The 19,404-nt window shown below is 40.1% G+C and carries 14 protein-coding genes; 10 read left to right on the forward strand and 4 right to left on the reverse strand.

The window, feature by feature from the left end; genetic code table 11:
- Positions 1–64: 64 nt before the first annotated feature.
- From proB to CWB80_RS11950, 7 genes are all read left to right on the forward strand, one after another.
- Positions 65–1,168, forward strand: coding sequence for a glutamate 5-kinase (proB, locus tag CWB80_RS11920; protein ID WP_054551200.1), 1,104 nt, complete (start codon positions 65–67; stop codon positions 1,166–1,168).
- A 63-nt stretch (positions 1,169–1,231) separates the two neighbouring features.
- Positions 1,232–2,194: a GGDEF domain-containing protein gene (locus tag CWB80_RS11925; RefSeq protein ID WP_054551201.1), complete on the forward strand. Its 963-nt coding sequence runs from the start codon at positions 1,232–1,234 to the stop codon at positions 2,192–2,194.
- Between the two features lie 67 nt (positions 2,195–2,261).
- Positions 2,262–2,621: a glutathione S-transferase N-terminal domain-containing protein gene (locus CWB80_RS11930; RefSeq protein ID WP_054551202.1), complete on the forward strand. Its 360-nt coding sequence runs from the start codon at positions 2,262–2,264 to the stop codon at positions 2,619–2,621.
- A gap of 81 nt (positions 2,622–2,702) precedes the next feature.
- Positions 2,703–4,187 (forward strand): glutamate--tRNA ligase, encoded by a 1,485-nt coding sequence (gene gltX, locus CWB80_RS11935; protein ID WP_138599609.1) that lies wholly within the window; start codon positions 2,703–2,705, stop codon positions 4,185–4,187.
- Between the two features lie 221 nt (positions 4,188–4,408).
- Positions 4,409–5,935, forward strand: coding sequence for an arylsulfatase (locus tag CWB80_RS11940; protein WP_138599610.1), 1,527 nt, complete (start codon positions 4,409–4,411; stop codon positions 5,933–5,935).
- A 412-nt stretch (positions 5,936–6,347) separates the two neighbouring features.
- Positions 6,348–11,420 (forward strand): S8 family serine peptidase, encoded by a 5,073-nt coding sequence (locus CWB80_RS23115; protein WP_138599611.1) that lies wholly within the window; start codon positions 6,348–6,350, stop codon positions 11,418–11,420.
- A 317-nt stretch (positions 11,421–11,737) separates the two neighbouring features.
- A complete protein-coding gene (locus tag CWB80_RS11950; protein WP_138599612.1) occupies positions 11,738–12,580 on the forward strand; it encodes a MipA/OmpV family protein in 843 nt (280 codons plus the stop codon).
- Here the strand turns inward: CWB80_RS11950 and CWB80_RS11955 are convergent.
- Genes CWB80_RS11955 through CWB80_RS11965 form a run of 3 tightly spaced genes read right to left on the reverse strand, consistent with a single transcriptional unit; the run spans position 12,564 to position 14,835 of the window.
- A complete protein-coding gene (locus CWB80_RS11955; protein ID WP_138599613.1) occupies positions 12,564–13,754 on the reverse strand; it encodes an ATP-binding protein in 1,191 nt (396 codons plus the stop codon). The genes CWB80_RS11950 and CWB80_RS11955 overlap by 17 nt on opposite strands.
- The gene (locus CWB80_RS11960; RefSeq protein WP_138599614.1) at positions 13,751–14,443 is read right to left on the reverse strand and encodes a response regulator transcription factor; all 693 of its coding nucleotides are present in this window, start codon (positions 14,441–14,443) and stop codon (positions 13,751–13,753) included. The genes CWB80_RS11955 and CWB80_RS11960 overlap by 4 nt, the downstream gene beginning before the upstream one ends.
- Positions 14,440–14,835: a DUF3019 domain-containing protein gene (locus CWB80_RS11965; protein ID WP_054551209.1), complete on the reverse strand. Its 396-nt coding sequence runs from the start codon at positions 14,833–14,835 to the stop codon at positions 14,440–14,442. The genes CWB80_RS11960 and CWB80_RS11965 overlap by 4 nt, the downstream gene beginning before the upstream one ends.
- Before the next feature lie 522 nt (positions 14,836–15,357).
- Here CWB80_RS11965 and CWB80_RS11970 point away from each other — a divergent pair.
- The 3 genes from CWB80_RS11970 to CWB80_RS11980 all read left to right on the forward strand — a co-directional run bounded on the left by CWB80_RS11970 (position 15,358) and on the right by CWB80_RS11980 (position 18,406).
- Positions 15,358–16,059 (forward strand): DUF3581 domain-containing protein, encoded by a 702-nt coding sequence (locus CWB80_RS11970; RefSeq protein WP_138599615.1) that lies wholly within the window; start codon positions 15,358–15,360, stop codon positions 16,057–16,059.
- A gap of 95 nt (positions 16,060–16,154) precedes the next feature.
- A complete protein-coding gene (locus CWB80_RS11975) occupies positions 16,155–17,396 on the forward strand; it encodes a DEAD/DEAH box helicase (protein ID WP_138599616.1) in 1,242 nt (413 codons plus the stop codon).
- Positions 17,397–17,437: 41 nt separating this feature from the next.
- A complete protein-coding gene (locus CWB80_RS11980; RefSeq protein WP_138599617.1) occupies positions 17,438–18,406 on the forward strand; it encodes a sensor domain-containing diguanylate cyclase in 969 nt (322 codons plus the stop codon).
- On the opposite strand, the gene CWB80_RS11985 is transcribed toward CWB80_RS11980, so the two are convergent.
- On the reverse strand, positions 18,403–19,359 hold the full coding sequence (locus tag CWB80_RS11985; protein WP_138599618.1) for a methylenetetrahydrofolate reductase: 957 nt from the start codon (positions 19,357–19,359) through the stop codon (positions 18,403–18,405). The two genes, CWB80_RS11980 and CWB80_RS11985, sit on opposite strands and share 4 nt — an antisense overlap.
- Between the last annotated feature and the right edge of the window lie 45 nt (positions 19,360–19,404).

A 19,404-nucleotide genomic window follows, 5' to 3' on the forward strand; every position in this document is an offset into this window, starting at 1 on the left:
TTGTTCAAAAACTGTTAGCTGGTATATATAAATTCTCTTTTTTATTACAGAATATAAGAATCAAATGCAAAGGCCACACGTCGTTGTTGTAAAGCTGGGCACAAGCGTGCTGACAGGCGGTACCGACAAATTAGATAAAGCACACATGGTTGAACTTGTTCGCCAATGTTGTGAATTAAAAAAACAGGGTTATCAGGTTGTTTTAGTATCAAGTGGCGCGGTTGCTGCAGGTCGCGAGCAACTCATTACCCCCTGTGGTCGCTCTTTGATTGAAAAACAAATGCTTGCCGCAATTGGCCAAGGGCAGCTTATTCATATTTGGCAGAGTCTGTTTGCTTTGTATGGTGTGAATGTAGGGCAAATGCTACTGACCCGCGCCGATGTAGAAGACCGTGAACGTTACTTAAATGCTCGCGATACTTTAAATGCACTACTCGCTCACAATGTGGTGCCAATTATCAACGAGAACGACGCTGTAGCCACCGCCGAAATTAAAGTCGGTGATAACGATAACTTATCTGCTTTAGTCGCAATATTAGCGAATGCTGAAAAGCTGTTATTGTTAACTGACCAAGAAGGCTTATTTACAGGCGATCCTCGCTCTGATGCCAATGCAACACTTATCAATGAAGTTGAGCATATTAATGATGAGCTTAGAGAGCTCGCTGGTGGCAGTGGCACCACCCTAGGTACCGGTGGTATGGCAACCAAACTGCAAGCAGCCGATATTGCACGTCGCGCCGGTGTTGAGGTAATTATTGCCAAAGGCGCAGGCAAAAATGTGATTTTAAATTGCATGGCCGACAAGCTCCCTGGTACACGCTTTTTAAAACTCACCGCACCAAAAGATGGCCGCAAAAAATGGTTACTTGCAGGGCCTAAAAGCACGGGGCAATTAGTGATTGATGATGGCGCAAGCCTTGCGCTTAGAGAACGTGGCGCAAGCTTACTGGCAAAAGGCGTAAAGACTGTGAAAGGGCAGTTTGAGCGTGGTGATGTGATTGAAGTGGTGACCTGCCAAGGGCAATGTATTGCTAAAGGCCTTGTTAACTTTAACCATCAAGAAATTGATCAAATTAAAGGCTGTCATTCATCGCAAATAACTGAGTTGCTTGTATTTGCACCAAGCAGTGAAGTCATTCACCGAGATGATATGATTTTGTTATAGTTTTTTAGTAATTCTAGCAAACTTAACTAAACTAAAGTTATGTTTTATTTTGGGGGCTTCTAAATGGCTTCTAATGCTTGCGGGCATGACTGGGTAGTCACTATAACGCAACAGGAAGAAGAGCCTGAGTTAGACAGTGCACTGATAAATGCTGTTGCTGAATTAGGTGAGTTTACACGTTTTGCAATCTATATTAATAAAACCTTTAATATTGGTCTTCCCGCACGGCTGTTAAATAAGAACACAGCCATTGAGGAGCTTAGCGAGCAAGAAGTCCTAGACTTATTGGCAAAAGTCAGTCGCAATAAAATTCGGATTAGCCGTGATTGTGGGGTGATATCGACATATGTGCCAATTTATTACACTGGCAATGTTGTCGGTATACTTGTTGTTGAATCTGATAAAGAGTTAACCGAGCGCTGCAGTATGCTAGCTATTTATATGCTGAATATCTATGCGAATCAGCTCTCTTTATTACATAAATCACAGCAGGATCCACTTACTGAACTTCTTAACAGGCAAACATTTGATAAAAAAGTGATTGAGATAGCTGCCAATACAGCGGTCGAGCATGACTCTAAGCAGTGTCATTGGTTCCTTGCTATGGTCGATATTGATCATTTTAAACGTGTTAATGATAACTATGGTCATGTAATTGGTGATGAGGTTATTTTACTTGTGGCACAGCTTTTAAAAAATAACTTTCGTATTGAAGATTACGTTTTTCGCTACGGCGGCGAAGAGTTTTCTGTGTTATTTCAAGCAAGTGACGAGTTAGATGCACGAAATGCACTTAATCGTTTTCGCTCCTGTGTTGCTCAATACCCATTTCCTCAAGTAGGCAACTTAACAGTGAGTAGTGGTTTTATGCCAATCTACGAGTTTGAAATGGTTGCCAGCCTTGTGCAAAAAGCCGATCAGGCCTTATACCATTCTAAAAACAGCGGTCGTAATTGTGTCACTGCCTATTCCGAACTAGATATTCAACAAAGCCAACCTCAAGATGATTCAATTGAGCTGTTTTAAGGTGTTGCAGCGCGCTTAGCTGTGTTAAAATTGCTCACTATTTTTTTGAACCCTATGAGAAGGTAAGATGAAGTTTGTTCGTTGGTTGTTAGGCCGCATCATTTTGTTTTTTGATTTTGTATTCACGCCACGTAGTAAAAAGCGCCCGGCAGCAGAGCAAGCCGCGCTTGATTCAGTGACATCACAATTTAAACTATATCAATTTAAAGCCTGTCCATTTTGCGTGAAAGTACGTCGTGCCATAAAACGTCAAGGCCTTTCAGTTGAAACCCGTGACGCCAAAGATAACGAGCAATTTCGCCAAGAGCTATTAGAGCAGGGCGGAAAAGTAAAAGTTCCTTGTTTACGCATTGAAGAAAACGGCCAAGTGACTTGGTTGTATGAATCAAACGATATCATTGCTTATTTAGATAAAGTCGCGGCATAAAGCGGCTTTTCACTTCGATTATAGCCCGTGCTGTGCTAGCATTTGGGCAAATTTTTTAATTGTCTTTTGAGAGATATAACCATGACAATTCGCACCCGTGTTGCTCCGTCACCGACTGGCGACCCGCACCTAGGTACTGCATATATCGCATTATTTAACTACTGTTTTGCTAAGCAGCAAGGCGGTGAGTTTGTGTTACGTATTGAAGATACAGACCAAGTTCGTAGTACTCCAGAATCAGAGCAAGCTATTATGGATAGCTTACAATGGTTAGGCTTAAACTGGGATCACGGTCCAGATGTAGGCGGTGAGTTTGGCCCATACCGCCAATCTGAGCGTAGCGATTTATATAAGAAATTCGCGCATCAGTTAGTTGAACAGGGTAAAGCTTTTTACTGTTTTGCTACGAGCGAAGAACTAGACCAAATGCGTGAAGAGCAAATGGCCGAAGGTCTACGCCCTAAATACGATGGTCGTGGTTTAAATCTTTCTGAAGATGAAATTAAAGCAAACCTTGAAGCGGGTAAGCCTTACGTAATCCGTATGAAGATCCCAAGCGAAGGCACGTTTAAGTTTAACGACTACCTACGTGGCGAAATTGAGATCCCATGGGAAAATGTAGACATGCAAGTGCTACTTAAAGCAGATGGTTTCCCAACTTACTTCCTTGCCAACGTTGTTGATGATCATCACATGCAAATTAGCCACATTTTCCGTGGTGAAGAGTGGATCAATTCAGCGCCTAAGCTATTAAAATTATATGAAGACTTCGGTTGGGAAGCGCCAGTACTAGGTCACTTACCGTTACTGCGTAACCCAGATAAGTCAAAATTATCGAAGCGTAAAAACCCAACTTCAATCAACTACTATAAAGAAATGGGTTACCTTCCAGAGGCACTATTAAACTATTTAGGCCGTATGGGTTGGTCAATGCCAGACGAGCGTGAAAAGTTCACCTTAGCAGAGATGATTGAACACTTTGATATGAAACGAGTGTCGCTTGGCGGCCCAATTTTCGATATCGATAAGCTTAGTTGGTTAAACGGTATGTGGATCCGTGAAAACTTATCTGATGCAGAGCTAATGCAGCGTTTTGTTGATTGGAAATTTAATACCGAGCTATTCGCTAAAGTATTGCCAGAAGCTAAAACACGTATTAATACGCTTTCTGACATGGTTGACCTTGCGGGCCACTTTGTAGGTGGTATTCCAAGTTATGAGCCTGCGCTATTAACAGCAGGTAAAGCTGATGAAGATGTAATCCGTCAAGCATTGCAGTTCTTCATCTGGCAATTAGAAGGTTTACGTAGTTGGGAAAAACCAGCGATTTTTGCTATCGCAAAAGAAGTGGCGACTTTCCATGAGTTGAAGATTAAAGACTTCCTAGAGCCAATCTTTGTGGCTATCACAGGTAAGACATCTTCAACATCAGTACTTGATGCGATGGAAATTTTAGGCTCTGACTTATCGCGTGCTCGTTTACGTGTTGCTTTAGCACATCTTGGTGTGTCTAAAAAGCAAGCGAAAAAAATTGAGCGTGCATACCGCGATTATCCGCAAGCTTAATCATCCTTTAGTTTTATAAACCGAGCTTTATGCTCGGTTTTTTTATATTTAAATCAAAGTTACCCCAGATTTAACTTGTAAATAGTGACTGCTCTAATAGTATTAAACATGCACAATTTATCACTTGTATGAATATCTTAAGAAAGCAGTATAAGGTGACTGCAAGCGAGGGATTTTTGAAGCTAAGGCAAATGCTTTAGTCAGTTTTCAAGGAGAAAGTGATGTTTAAATACATACTGGCCTGCGTGGCCATTTTAGGCTTAAGTTTACCAAGTGTCGCTGCTGATAAACCCAATGTACTTGTTATTTGGGGCGATGATGTTGGTATGTGGAATATTAGTGCTTACCATCGAGGTATGATGGGAGGCAGTACACCTAACATTGATAGCATTGCGAATGATGGCATGATATTTATGGATCATTACGCACAGGCCTCGTGCACTGCTGGCCGCGCTGCATTTATTACTGGTCAGTATCCTATGCGTACAGGTCTCAGTACCGTAGGTCTTCCTGGCGCACCACAAGGTTTGCAAGAGAAAGATCCAACCTTAGCAACCATGCTCAAATCAAAAGGTTACGTTACAGGCCAATTCGGTAAAAATCACTTAGGTGATCGTGATGAACACTTACCTACAAATCATGGCTTTGATGAATTTTTTGGTATCTTATATCACCTCAATGCAGGTGAGTATCCAGAGCAGCAAGATTATCCTCAAGACGCTAAAACACAAGAAAAGTTAGGCTTAAAAATGCGTGGAGTCATTCATTCAAAAGCGCTTGGAAATGGCAAACAAGAGATTAAAGATCTTGGCCCATTTGGGAAAGAGCGTCAGCGTAATTTAGACCAAGAAGTACTTGTAGAGTCAAAACGCTTTATTCGTGATGCAGTAAAACAGAATAAACCTTTCTTCGTGTGGCATAACACAACTCGAATGCATTACCAAACTAACCTTAATAAAGCTTATGACGGTAAAACTGGCTTTGGTTTATATGCTGATGGTATGACCGAAATGGATGATGATGTAGGTGAGTTACTTAACTTACTTGATGAACTTAAAGTCGCTGATAACACAATAGTGATGTTTTCTACCGACAACGGTGCCGCATCAAACTCATGGCCAGATGGTGGTAATCAGCCATTTCATGGTGAAAAAGGCGTTGGTGGCTGGGAAGGTGGCTTCAGAGTACCTATGGTTGTTAAATGGCCGGACCATATTCCTAAAGGTGTGAGCACCGGTGAGTTCATGACAATGGAAGATTGGATGCCAACGATTATGTCGTGGGTTGGCGATAAAGATTTAAAAGCTAATTTATTAAAAGGTACCAAAATCAATGGTCAAAAGTATAAGGTTCATTTAGATGGTTTCGATCAAAGTGATATCTTACTAAACAATGGTAAAACAAAGCGTAAAGAGTTTTATTATTTCACCGAAACGACCTTTCATGGAATGCGTTACGGTGACTGGAAATTAATCTTTACGGAACAAAATCATTGGTTTAGGTCTACACAGCAAGCCCTTACTACACCTTATATTATTAACCTAAAAATGGATCCATTTGAGCGTTTCATTGATGCTAGGGGGTATGATGAGTGGGCAGAAAACCGTAGTTGGATTTTAGGCCCAGCAGGTAATCAAATTGCAGAGTTTGTAAAAACCTTTAAGGCATTTCCGCCTAGTCAAGAGAGTATGTCAGTACAAGTGGGTAGTGTTGCTGAAATGATTTCTCAGCAAGCGTTAAACCGCTAAAAACGATAGGCTTTACCAGAACACAATGTTGCAAAATGACAGTTTTGCTCATCGCTGGTAAAGCCTTTACTGCTTAGAATTTGAAAACCATGATCCAGCTCAAGTTATAGTTGCATAAGAGTTATACGATTTACCACTGCATAATCATAATTAATTGATTAATAAATCAATTTAATCTTCATTTCTTACCTAAATTAAATATGCTACTTCTATTTTGTACTCAGAGATATTGTATATAGAAACGCTATATTACCCACCTTTGGTAACTTTAATGTTAACAGTGTGTACAAAACGCTACACGAATGTACGTCATTTTTGATTCTCCCTGTGGTTATATTGTTACTACAAGCGTTGAAATGGAAATTCAAAAAGCTTGAATAACTATTCAAACTAACTATCCAGGGGATACTTTATGAAAGTCAAAACACTTTCGATCGCTGTTGCTGCAGCTCTCTATAGTGCTAGTGCTGCACATGCAGTCGGTGTTGAGAACAATCAAGTTAAGCACCAATTAAAAGCACCAAATATTACATTTGAAGAAGTGAAAGCATTTTCCAAAGAGTTCGAGCAAGGTAACTCTTCAAGCATGCTACAAAACGATGGTTTAAATGTTCAATTAAATAGCCAAGCAAGCAAATTTAAAGAAGAAGGTCTGGGTGGCGAACATATTTATATTATTCGTTTACGTGATAACTCTGTTGCTCTTGAAGCTAGAGACTTAACTTCGTCTTTATCAAAATCTATGCAAGCTCAAGGTATTACCAAAGTTTTTGAAAAAGGTCAGCCTGCAATTTCAGCCGTTACAGAATATCAAAACAAGCTTTATTCGAAACAACGTGCTGTTATGCAAAACGTAACGGCAGTTACAGGGCGTACAGAGATGCGCCGTCAATTCACTAAAGCGCTAAATGGTTTCTCTGTAAAAATGACAGAGCAAGAGGCATTACAGGTCGCTTCGCTTGGCTCTGTTGTATCAGTAATGCGTTCTAAAAATTATGATTTACTTTCAGATGAAGGCCCTAAGCACATCGGTGCTGATCAAATTTGGGATGGAACAAGTGTTCCAAGTGGGATCAAGGGCAAAGGTGAAGGCCAAATCATAGGTATTATTGATACAGGTATTAACTCAGATCACCCGTCATTTGCAGCTGTGGGTGCTGATGGTTATGAGCATGAAAACCCATTTGGTGCGGGCGTTTATGTTGGTGACTGTGTTGAAGAGCCAGAAGAGATTCAATGTAATAACAAACTAATTGGTGTACGTTCTTACGATGTGATCACAGATGCGTTTGATGCCATGATCCCAGGCTGGCCAGCGATTGGTGAAGATTATCAAGGTCATGGTTCGCATGTTGCGTCAACTGCGGCAGGTAACGTAGTCAAAGACGTTCCATATATGCTACCTAGTTTTGGTGAAAATACTGATGGCAATATCTTGAAAGAGGGTTTATTCCCTGAAATCTCAGGTGTTGCACCGCATGCAAATATTATTTCTTATCAAGTATGTTACCCATCAAGTGAAGAATACGCAGGTTGTCCTGGTGAAGCGCTTGTAGCAGGTATTGAAGATGCAATTTCTGATGGGGTTGATGTAATCAACTTCTCAATTGGTGGAGCCGACTCAAACGTTTGGGCCGATCCAGTACAACTTGCATTCTTAGCAGCGCGTGAAGCGGGCATCAATGTTGCCGCGGCAGCAGGTAACAGCGGTCAGGGGTGTGGCGCAGCTGAATGTTTTGGCTATTTAGATAACTCGTCGCCGTGGCTTGCGCAAGTTGCAGCAACAACACATGGCCGTACTGTTGTCGTTGAAACTGCAGTTGAATATGCGGGCTTTGCTGATGAAACGATGGGTTCTGAAGTACCAAGTTGGTCAGATATGGGGTTAGTTGGCGGTGCCATTAATAGCGAAGAAATTACCGGCGTTGTTGTCTGGGCTAAAGACTATGAAGACGTCAATGGCTTTAAAGACTCTGATGGATACTGTACTGCCGATTATCCTGAAAATACGTTTAATTTCTACAACGATGGGACAGAAATAGCTGGTGCGGCTGATGGCAGCACGAATGTTATTGTAATCTGTCAACGTCACTCAGCTACAGATACAGCTGCCAATGCTCGTACCGCAAAAGTAGATCATGTAAAAGCCGGTGGCGCTGATGGTTTCATTATGTTCAACCGTGACAGTGATCAAGCTACAGTACCTGAGGCTTACTCATTACCAGGCGTTCATTTTACCTATGATCAATGGAATGGTGTGTGGCCCGATGACGGTTTAGAAGATTGGGTTGATAGCACATCAGAGAAAGGTCATATGATCACTATTAAGCCAACAGTGATTGAGCGCCGTGTTGATGCTGAAGATGCTGATTGGTTAGCAACCTTCTCATCGCGTGGTCCATCTTATTCGAATGTTGAAGTACTAGCTCCAACACTTGCAGCTCCTGGTGTTGATATTTATGCGGCATACTCTGATGAGCATCCTTTTGTGGCACCACATGGTCAAGATTATGCAGCGATTAGCGGCACGTCTATGGCATCACCTCATGTTGCCGGTGCTATGGCATTACTGCGTCAGATTCATCCTGAGTGGAGTGCGGCCGAGATTCAATCTGCACTATCAATGACTGCCGAAAACGTAGTTAAGTACCATCGTTTAAACAGTGAAAATGATGTTGTTGCTGATGCTAAAATTTACCGTGCTGGTGCAGGTCGAATCAATGTTGCATTAGCAGCTGAAGCAGGTTTTGTTATGGACGAAACAGCCGACAACTTCTTAGCGGCTGATCCATATAATGGCGGTACACCTCACAAACTTAACTTACCAAATTTGGTTAACTTTTCTTGTGCACCAGAGTGTCAATGGGTTCGAACTATCAAAGCAACAGAAGATGGAACCTGGACTGTAAGCCATGAAGATGTTGAAAACTGGGCATTTGATGTTAATTCACAAACCGCTCAAAATGGTGTGAATATTGATATCTTCCCGAAAACTTTCACACTGAAAAAAGGTGAAACGCAAACAATCATTGTTAAAGCATCAATCATGGATACCCAAGATTGGTTTAGTAACTCAGAAGTTGAGCTTCATACCAACCTTGTGTTCCAAGCTGAAGAAGCTGGTATCCCAGATGCACATTGGCCAGTAGCGTTTAAATATGACCGCGGTAATTTACCATCTTCATTAGAAACAACTGCTCATTCAAATGTAGGCACTTATGTTGCTAAAGGTATTGTATTACCGAGTGTTGAAGCACTTGTTGCACGCGCATATGAGCCGGTTAAAGCAGATATCACTACAGTAACTTTGCCAAAAGATGATGAGCGTACTTTCCCGTGGGCTATGAATCGAACAGAAGAAGTTGATGCTAGTGATATTCTAGATGAAGCAACATTTACTAAGTTTGTTACTGTGCCTGCGAACGCAAAACGTTTTATTGCTGAAAGCGTAGGTGTTGAATCCGAGTTAGAAGGTACTTTAAAAGTCGGTAATGCTATCGTCTATGTAGGTAAAGATTATAACGGTGATGGTATTGTTCAGCCGCAAGACGAGATCTTATGTGTATCTAACCATATCATTTACAATAACTTCTGTAATATTAACAACCCAGAAGAAGGTGAATACTGGGTTGTAATTTACAACTCAAATGAATCATCGGTTGGTGCGTTAGAAGAAACCTTTAAACTTGCCACAGCCGTTGTGTCTGACCAAGAGGCGTCAGGAATGACAGCCAGCCTTCCTAGCAGTGATGGCCAAAACACTGTTGAAATGACTGTTAATTGGGATATGGAATTTGATTCAGACAGCGTTTACTACTCTTTGCTTGATGTGGGCACATCGGCCGTAAATCATGGCAACCTAGGCTCTATTCCATTTAAGCTTAACCGTGGCAATGATGTTGCTCACCTTGATGCGCCATATACAGGTGCAAAAGTGGGCGATATGGTGCCTTACACATTTGAAGTATTAGCGAATAACTCAGGTATAGATCGTGAGTTCTCACTAGAACTTGATATTCCTGCTGGTCTTGATATCAAAGCAGAAAATGTAATGGTTTCAACAGCATCTGAAATCAACGTTGAAATTGCTGACGGTAAAGTGATTGTAACGGGCACACAAGCGGATACCCGAGATGTAGAGCCAGATTACATCGTCACTGATAACATCACTGATGAAATGTGTCGTACACCTGATTTTGGTAACTCAAACCCAGGCGGTTATGTCGACTTATCTGAGTTTGGCATTATGCCTATGCTTTCAGGCTTCGATGAAAGTAATCTATATAATTCACGAAGTGGTTATTCGTTACCAATAGCAAGCTTTTACAATGGTGCATTTGACACATTCAGTCTGTATAACAATGCTGATAATACAAATATCCAAAACTCGATAATTCAAATTCGTGGTATGGGGACAGTGAATACAGGCGGTAGTCGTTACTTCTTCCCAGTGCATAATCCGTTTCCTTATGAAACATTCCCTTATGAGAATATGGGTCCATTATGGCGTGGTTGGGAGTTTGCAGAGAGCGGCTTATTACGTTCAGTAATGTCAGTGGGTTTATCGTCTAACGAAGGGATCTCACTTGCAAGTACAACAACAGGTTGGGGTATTATTGAGTGGGATAACGCGTCAGATTACGACAACCCTGTTTATGATCGTGAAACGGGTCAATACACTTACACTAAACGTGATAACTCATTTGACTTCCAAGTGCTGTTTAATGCCAATACGCGCTTTGGTAAAGGCGAGCATGAAATTTACTATGCATACGATAATTTAGATTTTGGTACTACTCGTCCTGCTGGAAGTATCGGTTTACAAGGTTTCCGCGGTGCACAATATCAATACGGTCCTCTTGAAAGCTATCGCGGTATTCAGATTGCTTATAACAACTTAGATGAAGTAATCAGCGATGGATACGTAGTATGTATGGACTATGTTGGTCCAGAGTCATCACAATTTGAAGTCACCGCATGGGCCGAAGTTATGCCAACCGCTACAGGTCAAACACTTGAAGTTGCAGCTAAAGCAGCAATCTCGGGTCTGAATGATATGACTTCAACTGCAACACTGGCGATCCCTGGTAACATCACAGTGATTGCACTTGATGATATGGTGACAGAAGAGTACACATCTATTTCATTTGAGGTTCAGCATATCGATGAGATGAATTCAAGAAATGAAATATCTGTAATTGTAGATAACGCAAGCTATGAAGTAGATGGTGATACGGTAACCATCACCCCTGAACAATATTTCTATGGCGATATTGATGTAACGGTTGTGGTTTCTGATATAGAAAACCCAACTGATAAAGCTGAAACATCATTTGTCTTAACTGTTAACTCAGATGGTGTTGATAAACCAACTGCTGTGACACCAGAGTCAAAAGAAAAAGGAAGCTCAAGCGGCTCTTTAGCATGGATAACAGTGTTATTAGCTGGTTTTGCCGGTCTTCGTCGCCGTATGAAACGAGACTAAACACTCCCTAAGTGTGTTATGTAGCAAAGGGCCTTCGGGCCCTTTTTTTGTCATTGAGTAAATTAAATAATGGAATTTAATAACTAAAACTGAAAACCTATGTAGCAAAATGTACAAGCTATTTAATATTTCTTTCAGTATGTTAGTTTGACGATAGTAGATAAAATAAGTCATTTTACTGCGTTGTGTGGCAAAAAAATTATACAAAAATGTATGCAAACGCTATGATCGCCCCAGTACAGAAAGGGCTAAAAAAGTTTTAGTTTATTAAGTTAGTATAGTAGTCGTTTATTTCGGCATTAAGGTGAGTTACGTTAATGAAAAGGTTGTTTGGTTCAATGTGTTGCTTAGCTGCATCAACTGCATTTGCGCAGGATGATGTTAAGCAGCCGCAATTGATTAAAAAGTCTACTTTTCATGCAAGCGTTACGCTAGGCTACGGTGGTATTGAGAACCCAGTACTTGATGCCGATGATGTTATTTCGCCAATTCTGCCAAGCTTGGCTTATTATGGTGATAGCTGGTATTTCGATGATTTTTCTATTGGTTACAGCTTATTTGAATCTGAGAAATTTTATATTGATTTACTGGGGCGCTTTAATGATGATGGCTTTTTCTTTGAGTTAGATGGGGTAGATAAACTCTACGCGACAGGTGTGGTTCGTTCTAGTTCAGGTCGACCTACAATTCCAAGTGCTTCACCAATTAACTTAACACCGATAGAGCGCAACCTTTCTTATATGGCTGGCTTTTCATCAGCTTTAAATATTTATGACGACATTTGGTTGAGTGCGGCATACGTGCACGATATAACCAATGTTCATAATGGCTATGAAATCTTATTCAATGGCTACCAAGCATTTACACTGTTTTCCGGTATTGCTGGCATTGAGGCTGGTATAAACTACAAAAATGAAGAGTTAATTGACTATTACTACACGGTTAGCCCCACTGAGAGCAAAACTCGCTTATTAAGTTATAATTTAGAAAGTGCCACCAATTACTATTTAAAAGTAAGCTACGAGTATCCGATCAGTGATAATTTTAGTGTTGATTTCAAACTAAAGCACACTTGGCTTGATAGCAATTTAGCTAACTCACATATGATTAATAAAAATGGCTATTTCTCAGGTTTTACTGGCATTACATACCATTTTTAGGCCAACTGATTGAGATTTGAGCGCCGCCGGTTTCGAGGTTATTGGCTAAACCAATTTTACCGCCATGCCAGCTAGCAATACGATGCACGATATAAAGTCCTAATCCATAACCACTCGCCAATTTATCTCCTTCACCTTGTTTGAATGGTTCAATTAACGCATCAGCATTTATAGGCAATCCTGGTCCATCATCTGTGACGCTTATCAAGTAATTACCTGCTTTCTCTTCAGTTCTTATATAAATAGTGTGCTTTGCGTATTTTGTGGCGTTGATCAGTAAGTTTTGTACCGCGATTGCCATAAAGCTTGTTTCGCAAAAAGCAGCGTCAACCCCAAGAGTTGGAATAAATTTGAGTTCTTTGTATAAATCAAATTTAGCTATTTCCGTGTTGATCAGTTTAGTTAAGTTAACTTTCTCCTGATTAAACACACTTTGTTGATGCTCTAAACGAGCAAACGATAAATATTGTTCTAAGCGCAATTCAATCTCATCGATATCACGCTCTATTTGGCTACTTTCTAACGAATCTAGTTCTGCGATTGATAACGCAAATCGCATACGCGAGAGTGGGGTACGAATTTCATGAGAAATAATGCGGGATAAATCGCTATGAAGCTGCACAAATTTGTTGATACGCTCTGACATATCAGTAAAGGTGTTTGCAAGCGGTGCAATGGATGAATTTGGTTTTATATCGAGCTCTATTCGTTGCGGTTTTTTGCTGAAGCGGTAGGCTGCACGTTGCAATAAGCTCAAATCACGAAACACTGGGCGTATAAACAATAAAATCATCACACCAAGCAAAAAATAAAAGGCGAAAAAAGCAAACCAGTCAGTTTTTGCGTGTGAAATCAGGTTAATGGGGCCAACTTTTTGAATGCTACCATTACTGCCCTTGAGATATATAAATTGCTGATTATGCTCAGTGACACTGATAATACCGTCATGATTAAACGTGTCGAGCAAAGAATCAGGCAATGCAATTTCACTTATGCTTAGGCTACTGATCCGCGAGTCTTTTTGCTCTGCTATTTGTGTAAGTTCAGCAACACTAATTTGTATACTCGGCACATGCTTAGAAAAAAACTCATTATAAAGCTGACCAAACGCAAGAACTAAAGCAATTAAGCTTACTGTGATAATCAGGTAAAGCTTAAAAAATTGCTGCTTCATAGTTTTGAAATATCCAAACTGTAGCCTTTGCCTCGCACCGATTTAATATCCAACGAATTTTTATGGCTGCTTATCGTATCTTTGAGTTTTTTACGTAATCGGCTCACTTTTAAATCTATAGCGCGGTCTAGTCCGTCATACTCACGGCCAATGACATGTTTAAACAGCACTTCGCGAGAGACTGGCTGCGGCATATTCTTCGCTAGATAGGCGATAATATCAAATTCACTCTCGTTTAGGTTCAGAGCAGTATTATGAAAGTAGATATCACGCTTTTTACTGTCTATGCGTAAACAGTCGCTGTGATCTGAAAAGCTATCTTGGTTTACAGTGTGGGCGATGATTGTTTTAATTTTCGCTAATAATAGCTCAGGTTTAATGGGCTTTATTAAGTAGTCGTAAGCACCTAAGTTTAGGCCTTTAATTTGTGATTGCACTGAGTCTAAAGCTGTTAAAAAAATAACAGGACAGGTGTATTTTTCTTTTAGTTGTGAAATTAATTCAAAACCATTGCCATCAGGTAACATCACATCACAGATAATCAATGAGGGAATAAAGGTAATTTCACTACTACGGTAATCTTCAGCTGTATTAAATACATCAATGGTATAGCCGTGTTTTAATAAAAATGTTTGAATTAAATTGGCTAGTTTCACATCATCTTCAATTAAAAAAATATGCTGCATCATAAACTCCAGCCAAAGCGCCGCTTTATACGGTAATCTTTGGCTTCATAGCTAACTATTGAGAGACGCTGCTGTTTAACAACGTTGCTGCTCAAAGGGTTAATTAACTTAACGGTAAGAGGGTATTCTGTTTTGATTAAAAACTGTTTGGCTATTAATCCTGTTTGCGTGTAGCACTGAGTGTAATGAGGGCGTTGGGTTACTTCTAAACAAAGTTCTTCATAAGGAGCAACTCGAAAATGAACTTGCACATTAAACTCGCAGGCTTTTTGTTTTGCTTCTGTCACACAGACTGTTGGTGAAACTTTAAAAAAGACCTGTTCAGCTTTATCTTCAGCTTGAGAGTAACAGCAAAAACAAAAAAGCAGAGCCGCCCAGCTTAATCGGTTTATCATTTAACCAAGTCCCTGAGCGATTGGTCGTCTAAATTTCAAAGCAATATTTACCATTAAAAACAGATGAAACCATTCAAAATCATAGTGAGTATTCATTTATTTACCGCTTATTATCATTATTATTTATGCAGTCTATATGAGTTATTTCATGATAAAAAAGCGCGCTTATCATACCTCATTTATTTCATTAGCTACAAATTGCCTTACATTAAAGCTTGTGTTTCAGAGTTTTTTGTAGTGCCTCGTTCAGATCTTTATTAGCTTGTTGTTTTAAAAGATAAAGTGAATTTATATTTGTTTTTATGTAATAATTTTTCACTATATAAATGCGCTATTAGTTTTTACTATTCACGCTTATTTGTTAATTGTTTCGTACAAATTGATACAATTTGGTGCGCGCTCTGAAAGTAATTAGTCTTTCACAAAGTTAATATAGAAAATGATACTCAACAGATTCGACCTCTGTTTGCTTTTTTTCTGATAGTATAGATAGGTTATAAGTAGTTTAAGCAGTGAACAAATATGTTAAGTCCTTATTATCAGCAGCATGCTGATTACGTTTCTATCTCACGCGAGCAAGGCTGTCGCTTTGCTAAGTTAGTGGCGGATGATTTCAATCCGTTACACGATAAAGATGCTAAAAAGTTTTGTGTGCCGGGCGATTTACTTTTTTCGCTGGTTTTAAACCGCTATGGTATTAGTGAAAAAATGGAGTTCACTTTTGCCGGTATGGTTGATGAAAATTCAAAGCTGACTTTTCCTGAAGGTGCTGATGAGTTTGCTATCACCGATGGCGAAAAAGTGATGCTAAAAGTAAAGCGTGAAGGGGCTGTTAGCCAATGTCCTGAGTTAACAAATAGCTTAATAAAAAACTATGTTGAGTTTTCTGGTACTACCTTCCCACATGTCATCATTCCATTAATGGGCAAGCAAGATGTGATGATCAACCCAGCCCGCCCAATGGTGATTTACGAATCAATGTTGATTAACCTTGACCGCCTTGATATCAGTGCACCTGAATTAGAGTTTGCTGAGCCTGATTTTGAGTTTACTGGCAAACGCGGAAAAATTACGCTTCGCTTCAACCTGTTAGAAAATGGCGAAAAAGTAGGGGCGGGTGAAAAGCACATGCTTGTATCTGGCATTCGTGATTATTGCCAAACAACGGTTGATGACCTAATTAGTTTTTATAATCACCGTAAAGAGTCACTTAAACCGGCGTAATCTTTACAATTACGACAAAGGGCGCTTATTGCGCCTTTTTTGTTGCTGATGTTCAGCGTACAATAGCGTTTTTATAGCTAAATATACTTCAGACTATGTCAGTAGCGACCTTTTCAGAGTTAAATCTTGCACCTGCATTGCTAACAGCCTTGCAAGAAGAGAATTATCACACACCCACAGCAATTCAAGCGCAAACTATCCCACTTATTTTAGCGGGTGCAGATGTAATGGGCAGCGCACAAACTGGTACGGGTAAAACTGCAGCCTTTGTTTTACCACTACTACACAATTTGTTATCTGCTGAAGTACTCCCTGATGCTGTTAAAGTCCTAATTTTAACGCCAACCCGAGAGCTCGCACAGCAAGTCTTTGCAAGTGTAGAGCGTTATGCTGCGCATACTGAAATAAAAGCGGCATTGGCTTATGGCGGCGCTAGTATTGGGCCACAAATTAAAGCCATAAAAGGGGCGCAGGTTGTTGTTGCAACTCCGGGGCGTTTACTTGATCATCTGATCAAAGGCAGTATTAAACTTTCTAGTATTAATGCCTTGGTATTTGATGAAGCTGATCGCATGCTTGATATGGGGTTTATTGACGAGATAAAACGTATCTTGCGTCATGTGCCGAAAGAACGCCAAACCTTACTTTTTTCAGCCACATTTGATGACAGTATCTTTAAGCTTAGTAAGCAGTTATTAAATGATCCTAAATTAGTTGAAGTGAATAAACGCAACTCGGCAGCGGTTGAAGTTGAGCAACTAGTTTATGCGGTTGATGAAGACCGTAAACGTGAGCTGGTGTCACACATGATTGGCATGAAAAATTGGCAGCAAGTACTGATATTTACCCGAACTAAACAAACTGCTGATGTGCTTGCTAAAGAAATGTGTAAAGATGGCTTAAAAACCGAATCAATTCATGGTGATAAAAGCCAAGGGGCGCGAGATAAAGCATTACAAAACTTTAAATCTGGTGTAACTCGGGTATTAGTCGCGACTGATGTGGCCGCTCGCGGCCTTGATATTGCCTCTTTAAAATATGTCATTAACTATGAGCTACCTTATGTGGCTGAAGATTATGTGCATCGAATAGGTCGTACAGGTCGTGCTGGCGAAAAAGGGTTAGCGTTGTCGCTAGTTAGCATTGATGAACAATGGTTATTAGATGAAATAGACATTTTACTGGGCACCAGACTTACTCCTCAGTGGTTACCGGGGTATGAGCCAGATTTAACGAAAGAGCCTAAAAATATAAGAAAAAACACTAATAAAGCTCGTCGCTCGCGAGATAAAAAGCGTATTTTGGGTCAAAAAAGTATGAGACACCGTAAAAAGTGACGTATATTTATACTATCCACTGACTAAAATAAGTGTGTAGTATGTTAGAAGTTAATAAATGGTCATTTTGTCAGCCTGACAACCAGTTTTCTTTGCAAAAATGGCAAAAAACAGTCGATTTAATGACCGAGTTATTCTCAGCGCCTGCAGGCTTTATTGTTCATAAGACAGATGAAGCATACCGCATAATTGTTTCTAGCGAACAACGAGAAAACCCTTACCATGCTGGAATCGAGTTAGCCATTGACGACAATATCTTTTGCAAAAAGGTATTAAAAGATATGGCTCCTTTATACATTCCACAAGTTAGTCTAGATAATCAATGGGATGATTGTCCACTTACTGTCGATGGCGTTGAATCCTATTTAGGTGTGCCTATAACTTGGCCGAGCGGGGAACCGTTTGGTACTTTTTGTGTAATGGATTTTAAGAAAACTGATTATCAGCATAGTCTTTTAGAACTCATCGAACAGCTTAGGGATATGGTGGAAGATGATTTAGCTCTACTTGATAATTTCACCCAAATGCGTGAAATTGCGATGCTAGACCCCCTCACAAATATTTATAATCGCCGCGCACTGAATTTACTTTGCCAACATAAATTAAATCTTGCCGCCCGGTTGGGCTTTAATATCTGTTGTTTGTTTATCGATATAGATAACTTTAAACCACTCAATGATAAGCATGGTCACGAAGTAGGAGATAAAGCACTGATATGTCTGGCTGATACATTGAAGCAATATCTACGAGAGGCTGATATTATTGGCCGCTTAGGAGGAGATGAATTTATTGCGGTTCTGCAAGTGAAAAGTAACGACTGTATCGAAGCGATTAGCTACAAACTTAATGAAGCGTTTAAAGAAAACCTTAAACATATGGCAATACCTGAACTTAATTTGAGTATAGGCTCAGGTATTGTAGCTCAACCTAAAGAAACATTTGCTGAGTTATTAAAGCGGGCTGATGAAGATATGTATGAGAAAAAACAAGCCTCTAAACTTGCCCGCTAAGCTATTTGCTTTTCAGCTAGGTTTAATTCCATGGTTGCTTTAAGTAAACGATAAAGGTTAATTGACGCATCAATTTCTTCTTTACGGTTAGTTAAGCTCTCAATATTTAAACCTAGCGGTACATCTAAATGCGCACAGCTTTGTAAAATTAAATCGAGATTCTCACGGCAGATACGCACTGATTCACTCAATGTATTTGCAGAATCTAACATGCGGTACTTAGTTGCTTCTGGTACTGAAATACCTAGCCACTCCATAAACTCTAAGGTTTTTTCACCACCACATGGGGTAAACGTTAGAATAATGCGTTTTGGTGCTGTGCCTTGTGCTTTACAGCTACGTGCATAGCTGGTGATCAAATCAATCGTCGCTTGCGCATTGTAAACGGCTTGCGAGATGAAAAACTTACAACCTTGTGCTGTTTTTTCAACTAAGCGCTCATGTTCATTGCGTTTGCTAGCGTGACGTTCGGCAATGGTAACGCCACCTAAAAACACATCACTGCTTTGCTTTGCAAGCGTTTTATATGCATCAGGAAGGCTTAGTTTGATATCGCCATGAGATGATGGACTACCCACTAACACTAAGTTTTTTAATTCGAAGTCGTTACGTGTTTCGTTTAGCCATTCGGTAAACTCAGCTTCACCTCGTTGCGCTACGCTTTTGTATGTGATCACATCTAGTTGTGACAAGCTGCGCAGTAATTGACTGTATTCACGTGGATCCACTGTTTCTTTAAATGGGAAAGGACGAGGCTTTGCAATGCGGCTACTTTCATCTTGAATGTCGTAAATAATCACACCATCGTATTCAATTTCGTGTAAACGACCAAGTAGCTTTTGGGCAATGGTTTCAAGCTGTGCTTTATCAGTCCCTGACTTTGGAGGTGTGGTACCGATCAGGTAGACGCCTTGGTTGGTGTCTTCAATTTTCTCTTGTAATGATAAAGCCATAATCCTCATTCCAGCTCGTGCTAATGTTTATGACAAATAATATAG

Origin of the sequence: Pseudoalteromonas sp. S1650, assembly GCF_005887195.1 — a bacterium.
GTDB lineage: Bacteria > Pseudomonadota > Gammaproteobacteria > Enterobacterales > Alteromonadaceae > Pseudoalteromonas > Pseudoalteromonas simplex.